Origin of the sequence: Isachenkonia alkalipeptolytica, from assembly GCF_009910325.1 — a bacterium.
GTDB lineage: Bacteria > Bacillota > Clostridia > Peptostreptococcales > T1SED10-28 > Isachenkonia > Isachenkonia alkalipeptolytica.
In genome coordinates this window covers 1-13421 of record NZ_SUMG01000034.1, presented here as the reverse complement: position 1 = coordinate 13421, position 13421 = coordinate 1, and the positions used below count along the sequence as shown (strand labels likewise).

Below are 13421 nucleotides of genomic sequence, written 5' to 3'. Positions count from 1 at the left end.
AAATTTTATATGCTTTTTATTTTGTTTTTATTATTTATCATACATCAAACATCATTTTCAAGGGGGTGAAAAAGCGGTTTTGGGAAGGGTCGGATGAAGCGAGGATCAAAAGGAGGTATGTATGTACTATTCGAAGAGAAAGTTAGCAGGGGTATTAGTATTGTTGTTGGTACTTTCCAGCTTATCCATGTTGGGAGCGACACCGGAGAATCATGAAAGAAACCAGGTATTAGAGAACTATCTTCAACAGGAAACGGAATTATCGGATACGCCCAATCGTCTAAATCCCGAGGACTTCACCACCTGGGATCCCGATAAGGAGTACAGGGTAATCGTACAGCTTACAGGAGATGCAGCCATTGAAGAGAGCAAGGATATGGATGAAAAGTATCACGAACTTCCTGCGGGAATCCGAAAAAACCTGGAGCGGGGGATTTTAGGAGAGCAGCAGGGAATCATTAAAATGTTGGAAAGACGGGGATTTGATATCGAGGTGCTACATAACTATATCGTTGGCATCAACGGTTTTAGTGCCTTGGCCAAAGGGCATGAAATTGAAGCCCTCAAAGAGGTTCCCCAGGTAAAGGACGTATTTATTTCCAATGAATACGAGCGACCGGACCCTACGCCGGAAATGGAATTCACCCATGGGATGATCGGAAGCGAAGCCGTATGGTCGGAACTGGGATATCAAGGGGAAGGTATGGTCGTGGCCGTGGTGGATACGGGCATTCAGTGGACCCATCCCGATTTTAATCCCGATTATGAAGACTACGATCTAGTCGTCGACGAAGCACATATTGATGAACTGGAACTGGTGGGAGAATATAAAACCCCGAAGGTCGTATATGGCTATAATTATTTTGATAATCAGCAAACCGTGGAAGATATGAACGGAAACCATGGACAGCACGTTGCGGGAACCGTGGCCGCCGACGGAGAAATCCGAGGGGTTGCGCCGAAGGCCCAATTGGTGGATATTCAGGTGTTCAGTGAGGATCCGGAAACCCCATCCACCTCCGATGACATCTATCTAAGAGGAATTGAAGACGCACTGAAAATCGGTGTGGACGCGGTAAACATGAGTCTTGGTGCGGTGGCTTCCTTCTATCAGCCCAATAGCGCCGTGGACGAGATGATTACCAATGCCCGGGAAGACGGCGTGGTATTTGCCATCTCCGCAGGGAACTCCGCCTACTCCACCGATGGCATCGGATTCCCTTGGAGAGAAAATCCCGATGTCGGTCTTGTGGGCGCCCCGTCATTAAATAAGGACTCCATATCCGTGGCATCCATGGATAATGTGGCAACCCTGAACAATTATTTAACCTATGAAATCGACGGAGAAGAAATCCAGGCACCTTACACACCTGCGGGACCCTTTTACATTCCCGATGTATTAGAGGAAGAAGAATATGTTTATGCAGGTCTTGGTGGCGTGGAAGAGGATTATATCGAAGCAGACCTGGAACCTCAAAATGATTTCGAGGGACTGGATTTAGAAGGAAAAGTTGCCTTAATTTCCAGAGGGAAATTCCCCTTTACCGCAAAGATTATGAATGCCCAGGAAGCCGGGGCAAAGGCGGTAATCATATTCAATAATGACGGAACCAATGAATTGATTAATATGCAGTATCCGGACAATGGAGAAATACCGGCGATGTTTATCGGTTCAGAACCAGGTTCGGAACTGGCGGAATTGGAAGAGCCGATAACTCTGAACTTCCCCGACGGAACCATTGAAGCGCCGAATCCAACCGCAGGTGAAATGTCCGCCTTTACTTCCTGGGGAACCACCCCGACCTTGGATATGAAGCCGGAAGTCACCGCCCCCGGTGGAATGATTTACTCCACCCTATTAGACGGTCAGTACGGCTCCATGAGCGGAACCTCCATGGCGGCTCCCCATGTGGCGGGAAGTACGGCTTTGGTACAGCAATATCTATTAAACGAAGGCATGGACCGAGAAGACGTAGCGGAAATGTCTAAGATTCGTCATATGAATACGGCGGATCCCATAGAAGACCCCTTCGGTAACCTGTACTCCCCGAGAAGACAAGGGGCGGGTATGATTCGACCGGATAAGGCGATTATGTCTCCGGTAACCGTAGTTAACGAGTATGACGGCGAAGCCAAGGTACAGCTTCGGGACTTTGAGGAAGAGGAGTTCACCATGACCTTAGAGGCCACCAATCATAGTGAGGAAGCGGTAACCTATGATGTGGAAGTGGACGTGATTGTGGATGAGTTGATTGCGGTATTAATGTGGCAGTGGATGGACAGTGCCCCCTTAGTGGACGCCGTCGTTACCGGTGATGAGGAAGTAACCATTGAGCCGGGAGCAACGGAAACCGTTACGGTAACCGTGGATATTTCCGAAGCAAAAATCCCCGCCTTCCATCCTTCTTTAGGATATGAAGAGTATCCGGTGGTGGATTATCCGAATTTATTTGTGGAAGGATTCATTCGATTAATCGATCAGGACGACGTTGACGGAGGGGGAGGACTTGATCTGGTAGTCCCCTATGTGGGCTTCTACGGCGACTGGGCGGGAGAAAACAGTCCGCGAGTTCTGGACGGATTTGACTACTACGGAGAAGCCTCGGTATTCGGAAACGGAGTACTGGTAGACCAGGACGGATTCATCCTTGGATTCGATCCCGAATATGAAGATGAAGGATTGATTGACCGCATCGCCATCTCCCCGGGAAATGAAGATGCAAGGTATATGGCGATTCCCGTATTCTCCATGATGCGTAATGCAGCGAAGATCGAGTTCAGAGCCCTCAATGAAGACGGGGAGGTTGTGCGGGAAATTCATACCGAAGAATGGCTACGAAAATCCTTTGCCAACAATCCCGGATACTATATCGAAGAGTTTGGCTGGGACGGAATGGACGATGAGGGCAATATCGTAGAGGACGGTCAGTACTACTATGAGATCGCCGCCCTACCTCATTATGAAGACGCTGTATGGCAAACCAAGCAGATCTCTCTATTGGTGGATACTAAGGCGCCGGTAGCGGAGGAAGTACAATATGATCAAGACGCGAAAGAACTTAGCTGGACCGTATCCGATGAAGGTGTGGGACCGGTATACATGGAACTTCGGGTAGATGGTGAAGTGTATGAAGACTTTATAGCTCGAGAACAGGAATACGTCATTGAAGACTTTGAATTTAGACCGAATCAAAAAGTGGAAATCATGATCGAAGACTATGCAGGAAATGAAGGGGTTTATGAGCTGTCTCCAAGTCTAATGAGAGGCAATCGACCGCCCCATAGTTTCCAGCCCAATCCCGGAAGAGGACGGGGAAGAAACTAGAAGGAATGAAGAAAAAAGCTCACCTTTTTCCGGTGAGCTTTTTTCTTCCGGTGGAGGGGAAGGGGCTTTGGTACCAAAGTCATATAGTACTAAACTCTTAATTTTCAATTATTTCCTGTTTTTCCATAGAAAATGTCCAATCCTTAACAACCTTGTAATATAATAAAAGGTACATGACGAAAAGTACAGCTCAAGGAAAAGGGAGGTAAAAAATCGGCGGGTCTCAGGAAATATAAGGGAGGAGCTGATTAAAATAACGAAAAAAGGAGGGTAGTGGTGTTATCGTTACAGGTTAAAATTAGGTAAGGGGTGATTTTTTGAATAGGTCAATGTCCAAGAAGTTGAGTATTTTGTTGGCAGTAGTAATGGTTATAACCAGTTTTTTCAGTTTTTCAGCACCGGTGTTCGCCTACGAAAACCCGGGAGAAGAAGGGGTTTACATTGAAACCTTCGACAATCTGGATAACACTTCCCAAAGCTATATAGACGGAAGTTTTACCGGGAATTACGGAATTGAATGGCATTATCAGGGAGGAAGAGGAAGTCTTGGGAGTTATGAAATAGACGGAAAAGGCCTGATGCTTGGGGGCATTCGTGATGACAGTAGGATTTATGCCGAAGACATCCCCGGGGGCATTCAGGAGTTTGCCGTGGACCTGAAAAAGGGATTCACCAACAACAATGCCCGGGCGGTGGAGCTCTTTATCAACGATGAATCCTATGGGGTTTTTGACCTTGACCTTGAGGATACGGGAGTACAGGTATTTTCTGTGGAGGATATCGATGTTGAGGGAGATTTTACCCTGGAACTTCGCCACGCATCCGGTGAAAGTGACCGGGCACAAATTGTGGTGGATAATATCCGATGGGCCTCGATGGAGGAACCGGACAACGGTGACGACCCCGGAGACGGCGATGATGATGACCTGGAGGTTATGCCCGTCGAAGAAGTACGGGAGGCGGAACTGGGAACGGAAGTGGTGGCCGAGGGGATTGTAACCACCAAACCGGGAAGTTTCGGCGGCCAAGGATTCTATATCCAGGACGAAACCGGAGGAATTTACAGCTTTACCGGGAACGAAGATATGGTATCGGAAGTGGACCGGGGAAAAACGGTTCGGATCTTCGGAGAGCGGGGAGAATTTCGAGGCCAGAGTCAAATTTCCATTGATGCTCTGGAGGTAGTCGACGAGAACACCGTGGAGCCGGATCCGAAATCCATTGAGGTAGAGGGAATAGAGGATGGGGAACATGACGGTGTACTGGTGGCCCTTTCGGAAGTGGAAGTTCTGGAACTGATTCGAGAGAGCTATGATACCGCCACGATAAAGGTGACCGACGGCGCCAACGACGGAACCCTTCGGTTGGATAACCGAACGGGCGACGACTACGATGACGTGGCAGCCATGCTTCAAGAAGAAGACATCATCGATGTGACCGGCGTTGTGCAGCACAATGAATTCGGCGAGCGGATCATGCTGCGGGGCGTAGAAGACATTTACCTAGAGGAGGCGCCCCCGGAGGGCGTGCTAACCGTACAGGAAGCCATTGACAACAATGAAGGGGAAGGCACCGTGGAAGGATATATCGTGGGAACGGTGATCAGCGGCGGGAATTATCAGTTAGAGCCGCCTTTTACCAGTGATACCAACCTGGCCATGGCCGATGATCCCGAAGAGACGGACCCGGACAAGATCCTACCGGTGCAGCTGCCTGCGGGATCCATCCGAAGCGAATTGAATTTGGAGGATAATCCGGATAATTATCACCGAAAGGTGCAAATTACCGGAGATTTGGAAGACTACTTCGGTGTACCGGGACTGAGAAGTCCTTCAGAGTATCAATGGGCGGATTCCGAAGACGAAGAGGATCCCGAGGAGCCCATTGAGGGAGTGTTATCCCCCTTAGAGGCAAAAAAGATCCCCATGGAGGTTGAGGTTACGGTGACGGGAACGGTAACCCATGTGTTTTCCGCTCGGGAAGCCTATATTCAGGACGATATGGGCGGACTGCAGGTCAACCTGCCGGGAATCGGTGATGTGATCCAATCGGGGGATGAAGTGGAAATCACCGGTGAGCTGGGGATTTTCAGAGGAGAATTGCAATTTGTCCCCGGGGATTTAGAGGAGAGTATTGAGATTCTCAGCCAAGACAATGAACTTCCTGAAGCCAAGGAAGTGTCCTTAAAGTCCGTGGCGCAGACCAATAATTATATGAATGTATCGGAAGTATTGGAACAATATGAAGACAATGAAGAAACGGTGACCGTAAAAGGGGTGATCACGGAAACCCTGCCGAATAACGAGTTCGCCATGGAGATCCGGGATCTTCATGATGACGGGGAAACCATCAATGTGGCTCTGCCCGCAGGATACCGGGACGACTTTAATCCTGAGTTAAATCCCGATGCGGTGGGAAGAGTGGTCCTGGTTACGGGACAGCAAGATAACTACTTTGGGGAACCGGCGATTCGACAGACAAGCGACTGGGACCCTATCAATGAAGTAAGCACCGCCGGAGAATTCCATGTGGGCTTTGACGTGGAAGGCATGCTGGTAGAGACCATGTATCCCGGAGAAGTTCGGGGAACCGACAACCACGGTTTTACCCTTCGGGATGAAGAGGACAGCGCCTACGTTTATTCCGGACGGGCAAAGAACTTTGATCTGGATAGTATTGAAGAGGGAGACTGGTACTTCGTTGAAGGAATCGTGGGCTTTTATGACCGTGCCCAGCTAAAGCTGATGGATGGGGAAGACCTTCGATTAACCGCAGGACCGGGACAACAGGATCCCACCCTGCCCCTGGTACTGAATCCGAAACCGGCACCCTTTACCACGGTGTATGACAACACGCCTCTGATTTCCGTGGACCTGGAAGCCTCGGAGGTTCAGGGAGCGGGAGATATTCTGTATGATGAAATAAAAATGTATCTAAACGGCGAAGAAGTGGATGCCAACGTCGATCAGGAAAACGATCACGTATCCTATCAGGTGCCGGAAGACCTGGCTATTGGAGATCAGGACGTGGAAGTCCATGTGCCGGATTCCAACGGAGGGGTTAATGAATTTGCCTGGTTCTTTACGGTGCAGATTCCCGATACGGATTTCAATTTCTTCTACGGAATCCCCCATGCCCATACCGCCTATTCCGACGGTGCGGGAGACCCCACCCAGGCCTTTAACCATGCCAGGGACCGGGGCGTTGATTTTCTTGCAATTACCGATCACTCCAACTGGCTGGACGGGGTTACCGATGGTAATTTCGAATACGATCAGTCCAGGGACGAGTATGTGGAAAGGAATCATCCGGAAACCGGGGAACCCTCGGAATGGTTAAGCACCCGACTGGAAGCGGAAGCCTTCAACAGTGAAAACGAAGACTTCCTGGCCCTAAGAGGGTTTGAGCAGACCTCCAGCATCTGGGGCCATGCCAATACCATTAACTCCAGCACCTATGTGGAAGCGAAAAGTCAGATGGTACCCCTTCGGGATTACTACGAATGGGCCGCCGATGTTTCCACCCGACCGGGAGAGAACGTGTTTAACATGTTCAACCATCCCAACTGGCCCGACGATTCCTTTGCGGATCTGGCCTACGTACCGGATATGGACCGTTATTTCAACGGTATTGAAGTGGCCAACGGGGCACCTCCCTACAGCTACACCCGTTCCGAAGGGCATTATTGGAAGGCCCTGGATAACGGTTGGCGAGTAGGGGCGATGAACGCCCAGGACAACCATGCGGAAAACTGGGGAGATCCCGACACCCTTACAGCGGTGATTGCCGAGGATTTAACCACGGATTCCGTAGTGGATGCCATGAATGAGCGACGAATGTACTCCACGGAAACCCGAACCTTAGAACTTACCTTTAAGGGGAATGATCACTGGATGGGCAGCGTTATCGACGTGGATCCCGGTGAGGACATTGATTTTGAAATCCTTGCGGAAGACAGTGAAGTGGACATTCAAAAGATTCAACTGATCACAAACGGTGGTACGATTATTGATGAGATGACCTTTGACGGCGGAACCGACAGTGCTCAGTGGAGTCCTTCCGTGGAAGCCGCCGGAGGAGCGGAATGGTTTGTGGTGAAAGTCATTCATGATATGGGACTGTGGGGAACCTCCTCACCGATCTTTACTGCCGGCGGCGAGTACGACCTGAAGCTTACGGCCCTGAATGTGGATCCCGATCCCACCCTGCCCGGATTTGAAACGGAACTGACGGCCACGGTGGCCAACATGGGAATTCGCCACGTGGACGAGGAAGTGGAAGTATCCTTTTACTTGAACGATCCCGAGGATGAAGACATGCTCATCGGAAAAGACACCTACAGCGACCGTATGACCTCGGGCAGCAACGTGGAACTGAGTACCGAATGGACCCCGGATCCCGACATTGAACCGGGACGTCACCGGATTTACGCCGTGCTCACTGACATTGACGGGGTTACCACGGTAACGGAAATCTCCAGCGGAGTTACCGTCGTAAATCCCATCGGTAAGCGAATTATGATTGATAATTCCCATAACAACACCGATGTTCCGGGAACGGTACTGGAAATGATTGAAATGCTTCGACTGTACGGTTATGAAGCGGTACTGAACGAAGAGCCGATTACCGAGGAACTGTTGGAGGATTTCGACGTAATGATTATTAACGTTCCCGATTCGGAGAACGACAACTTTACCGATTCGGAAACCGAAGCCATCGGAAACTGGGTGGACGACGGAGGCTCGGTTATGGTGGCCAACAAGTCCAACCACGGAAATAATCCGTTGATGCTCAATCCGTTGATGCGGGATATGGGAACCACCATCCGCTTTAACGATGATAATGTGTATGAACCGGAGGATTCCGACAAGTACACCGGCGGGATGGTATGGTCCATTGTCAGCTACAACCTGCCCTACACCCAAAGCGGACTGAATCGGAATATGGAAGCGGTTCGAATCTTCAGCGGAAGCTCCCTGGTTGCGGAGGACGAGGATGGAAACTACATTCCACTGACCAATAACGAGGAGACGAATCTGGAAATCCTGCTGGGAGGAAACGAGACCTCCTATACGGCAAATCCCGGACCCTCGGCCCATGTCTACAATGAAAAGGGCGACTTAAACGGAGAGGACATCCCGATTATTGCCAAGGAAGAAGTGGGTAGTGGAAAAGTGGTGGCCGCAGGACGTCACTTCTACTCCGACTTTGAAATCGGAAACGATCAGAGCAACACCGCCCTGACCCTGGAAATCATCGACTGGTTAGCGGATTATGATCGGTATATGACCATCGAAGAGGTTCGGCAAGAAGCGGCGGAGGGAGATATTGTCTCCGTACGGGGAACCGTTACCGCACCCACGGATCATTTCTTCGACGTATTCTATATTCAGGACGAAACTTCCGGCGTCAATGTCTACGGAACCCAGGCGAAGAACAACCTGCCCGTGGGCACCGAGGTACTAGTTACCGGAGAGGTGATGTACTTTGAAGGGGAGCTGGAAATCGCCTTTGACGAGTACAATTACCAGGTGCTCTATGTGGGTCCCGTGGATGAGGTGGAGCCCATTGAACTGAGTACGAAAGAGGCCATGGAGGATCAATACGCCGGTATGCTGGTTACCACCAAGGGAAAAATCGTGGAGCATAACCAAACGGAAAGCTACTTCGTGGTCAATGACGGCAGCGGAGATGCGAGAATTCATGTGGACGGCTACGTCGGCGCGGATATGGGCCGCTTCGAGGAAGGGGACTTTGTCCAAGTTACCGGAAACGCTTCCGTCGGTTCCGAAGGAGCGAGAATTCGGGTTCGATTCTATGAGGATATGGAACTGATTGATCCCTTTGATATCGAAGATCCCGAAGAACCGGAAGAGCCCGACGAAACCCATCCCTCTGATCGATCTCGAAGACCGGAGACTCCCGGTGAGCGGAACAATCCCGAGGAGCCCCCGCGGCATGGGAGACCGGATCACGCCGGAGGACCCAACAAGGAAGAACGGGGCAACGGCCGGGGAAGACCGGACCACGCCGGTGGACCGAACCATCGACATGAACAACAATAATGAATAATCACCGGAGGAAACGTATGTAAAACCCTCGATGTCTTGTTAAGGTGTTGAAATTCTAAGGCTAGGTTGATCTTAAGCTGCACTGTGACGGTTTTTATCACAGTGCGGTTTAAGACTACATAAGGAATGATCAGTGAAGAATCAACGAAGGACGAAGCGATGAACAACCTTTGTCCGACGAATGAATTTGAAGGAGTCAAACTATGACGTTAACTGCCTTACCGGCTAAAAAAGATTTGCTTTCCATTGTACTATTACTTGCCATTGGGATCGCGGCCATTCTCACTTCCGGACTTTTGGATGGTGAGGCTTTTGCCCCCGCTCGGGATGTGCAGTTTGAACGGGCGAAGGTTTTGGATGTTACCGCGGAGCGCCTGAGTGAAGATCGAAACATTGAAGGGGTATACACCGGCTTTCAGGAACTGGAGATAGAAGTATTAAGCGGTACCTTTGCAGGGGAAACCCTGTCGGTGAACAACTCCATCGGCAGAGCCTACAACACAGTGGCGGAGGCAGGCATGACCCTGATTGTCAGTATTGTAGAGGACGAAGGGGAGATGCAGAGCATCGTGATCTATGAGTATGAGCGAAGAAACGCCGTTTATCTATTGGTGGGGCTTCTCTTTTTCGTGTTGCTGATCGTGGGACGGAAAAAAGGGCTGATGTCCATTTTCTCCCTGCTCTTTACCGGTGTACTGATTCTTTTCTTTTTGGTGCCCTCTCTGATCCGGGGAGCCCATCCCATGGTGGTGGGAATTATTACCGCGGTGTTATCCATCACCGGAAACTTTTATCTGTTAAACGGTTGGTCGAAAAAAACCTTCGGCGCAATTATCGGAACCTCCCTGGGGGTGGTTTTTGCCGGCCTGATGGCCTATGTGGCCGGACGAGTAGGAAACATTTCCGGAATCCATACTCCCAATGCGGAGCAGTTGATGTTCATCGCCGACGACACAGGCCTTCGCATACAGGGGATGCTGTTTGTGACGATTTTAATCTCTGCTCTGGGGGCGGTAATGGATGTGGGGATGAGTATCGCCTCGGCCACCTTTGAACTCTATGATCAAAACCGGGAGATCTCCAAAAAGAATCTCTTCGCCGCGGCCATGAACGTGGGCCGGGACATCATCGGCACCATGACCAACACCCTGATTTTGGTATTTGTAGGAGGGATGTTGGGAGTGATTATTATTTCCGTCTCCTACGGAATGCCCTATAATCATTTTATCAACACCGACATGATCGCCATCGAAGTGACCCAGGCCCTATCGGGAAGCATCGGTCTGGTCCTGACGGTGCCCATCACCGCCTTTGTATCCGCCAATATGGCCAAGTTCAAGCAATGAATCAAAGCCTACCAAAAGGGGAACCAAAGGGGACGGAGGCGTTTGAGTCACCTCATGACTCAAACACCTCCGTCCCCTTCGGTTTGTTCCTTCGATCTTTACTCAGCAGAACCGCTGTATTCTCCAAGATCCCGGTCCACGGTGCGGACCAGTTCGCCGTAGTCTTCGCTTTCTACGATTACATAGATATCGTCGTTTACATCAATCGGGTCGCCGGAGAAGCTCCATTCTCCTTGGGCATCCACGGTAAGGGTTTCTTTGAGGACTTCTATGGGAGGCCCTCCACCCGGTTGCATCCAAGGAGTGCTAATGTCCAGGAGGACTTCCGTATCGGCTTCGGCGGTTCCGGAAATTTCTCCTGCAGCTCTGTTAACCGCCAGGATTTCCAGGGCGGCCACTTCAAAGGTATAGGTGGTGATCCCGTCGGTTATTAGAATCTCTTGTCCGCTTTGAAGGATAAGCTCCTGATCGCCATGCCCTTTAACATCAAACCATCCTCCGTCGGTATCTACTGTGAAGGTGATAGTATCGTTGATCGTCAGGGTCACTTGGTCCCCCCATCCGAAACCGGTGATGTTATCTTCTTGAGGATAAATAGTAACTTGGGGTGTGGCGGTACCCCAATAGAAAATGGAACCGTTCCCTTCCTCGTTCATTACCAAGGCCCCTCCATAGAGATCATCTCCCATTTCGAATTGATCCGTAAAGTCCGCCGTCCATTCGCCCTCATCATTGGCCGTGACAGTTAAGCGGGGCATGTCATCGTAGTCGTCTCCTTGTTCCGAGGTATCAATATATACTTCCACTTCCTGATTCGGATCCGCCATTCCCATTACGGTGTTTTCTTCGGTATCCACCTCGGTTACGTCTATGAAAAGAATCTCATAGCTCAGCTGTCGCTCCATATTATCGGTCATTGTCAGAAGGTCTCCCCCTTGAAGCTGATACTCCGTATCGGTTTCAGAGAAGTACAGCTGGAAACCACCCTCTTCGTCGGCGGTGACCGAGTGGCTAAAGACCGTGCCTTCCTCCCCTTCGATTTCAATGTCAACCTCACTGTTGGGCAGCCAGTACTCACTGGTGATCAAATCCATACCAAATACGGTTTGTACCCTAGGGGCAATTAATGGAACCCCGGTTACCTCCTTGGCTCTTTGGAGAATGGAATCCGGCGCCACCATATTGCCGCCGATGGCCATGAAGTTCTCCAGGTTTCGAAGGTGGTTGATCACGGATTGGGGAATCTCTTCCCGGTTACCGTTAAAATACACAATAGGCGCTCCTAGGGTGGAGGCGGCTACCGCGTCTACAAAGCGGGTGCCGAAACCGTTTACAAGATAGGCTAGATCATTATCGGCAAAGGGCGCAAAGTTGGCCACGGCCACAGAGGTTTCGTACCGGTTGGCTCCCGCCAGTCGGGGAAGTACCGATACCCCGTCTATGGCGTTCAGCGTGTCTTCAATATCGGTGGATACCGCACTGGGACCTCCGATAATAATCAGTTCTTCCACCCCGAGCTCATCAATGGCATCAAGGGTTGCATCGGGAACTTCCCCTCGAAGGGTGTTGACAAGAAGGATCGGATGGCCCATAAATGCCAGGGGACCCGCGGTTAAGGAATCCACTAAATTTTCGTCGTTCCCGTTGGTAATCAGAGCGATGTTACCTTCGGCGGCTTCAAACTCCATAGCAATTTCCCCGGCGGTTTCATAACGATTGTCCCCTGCTATTCGTCGGGTTTCAATATCTAGGGCGGCGATGGCGTCCTCCACCGATTGCTCAATGGCATTTAGGCCTCCGATAATATAAGCTTCCGAAGGGTCGATGGATTCTAAGGCAGCAAGGGTGTCGGGAGGCAAGCGGTCCTGCTGCACTAATAAAATCGGAGCGTCCCATAGCCCCGCTAAGGCGCTGGCGGTAAGACCGTCAACAATTTGTGGCATTTCATCTTCTTCATCTCCCCGAACAATAAGTACCCGGTCCGCATCGGCATTAAAAACTTTTGCAATTTCATAGGCGGTTTCATAGCGATTGGCCCCGGCAATCCGGTAGTCATCCCAGTTTACCTCGTCGGCCAAAACCGGACCTTGAACACTTCCGAAAGCGATTAGACACACCATGGCGAAAATCAGTAAAACGGCTACTTTTTTCATACGCGATTTCCTCCTTTTCCTGTGAAACACTCTTCTTTCGGCGGACAAAACCCCATGATAATACAAATCACCCTCCTTCTTAATTATTTCTTCAAAAAAACGGTCATCGATGATGTGTTTAAAGCTTAACAAGTCTAGCTTTATTATACCCCCTAATTCTGAAATCTCACTATCTTTAGGGGGGCAAAATGATATAAAAAGAGGGTTGCCGGACCGACGATTGATTTCTAGGACGAAGGAGAAGTAAGCTTTTTTTAGGAAACAAGTTTTTTCTACAAAACACCTCTCATTTTTATGGGCCCTTTGTCTGATGTACGGTGATGCTCTCATCAATACGAAGATAGTCATCAGGGTTATCTATAATATCTTCATAGTTTGCCTCTTGCGGTAAACTAATTCAGTGTCAACCCTTTTAGAAAATGTCCTTAAATAGTTAAAACATAAGCACCAGATTGCTGGCGGTAATCGTGATTTTGTAAAATACAGAAATTACCAAGGTATAATGTTTTTGGGTAACCTTAATAAA

At 49.9% G+C, this 13421-nt stretch carries 4 protein-coding genes; 3 read left to right on the top strand and 1 reads right to left on the bottom strand.

The annotated features are described in order from the left end of the window. Positions 1-121 precede the first annotated feature (121 nt). From ISALK_RS15435 to ISALK_RS14190, 3 genes are all read left to right on the top strand, one after another. On the top strand, positions 122-3325 hold the full coding sequence (locus ISALK_RS15435) for a S8 family serine peptidase (protein ID WP_160723449.1): 3204 nt from the start codon (positions 122-124) through the stop codon (positions 3323-3325). A gap of 317 nt (positions 3326-3642) precedes the next feature. Beyond that, positions 3643-9390 carry a DUF6359 domain-containing protein gene (locus ISALK_RS14195; RefSeq protein ID WP_160723447.1) on the top strand — a complete coding sequence of 1916 codons (5748 nt, stop codon included), beginning with the start codon at positions 3643-3645 and terminating at the stop codon, positions 9388-9390. A 209-nt stretch (positions 9391-9599) separates the two neighbouring features. Further along, positions 9600-10742: a YibE/F family protein gene (locus ISALK_RS14190; protein WP_160723445.1), complete on the top strand. Its 1143-nt coding sequence runs from the start codon at positions 9600-9602 to the stop codon at positions 10740-10742. A gap of 98 nt (positions 10743-10840) precedes the next feature. Here ISALK_RS14190 and ISALK_RS14185 read toward each other — a convergent pair whose 3' ends face one another. After that, positions 10841-12895: a cell wall-binding repeat-containing protein gene (locus ISALK_RS14185; RefSeq protein ID WP_160723443.1), complete on the bottom strand. Its 2055-nt coding sequence runs from the start codon at positions 12893-12895 to the stop codon at positions 10841-10843. Positions 12896-13421: the final 526 nt, after the last annotated feature.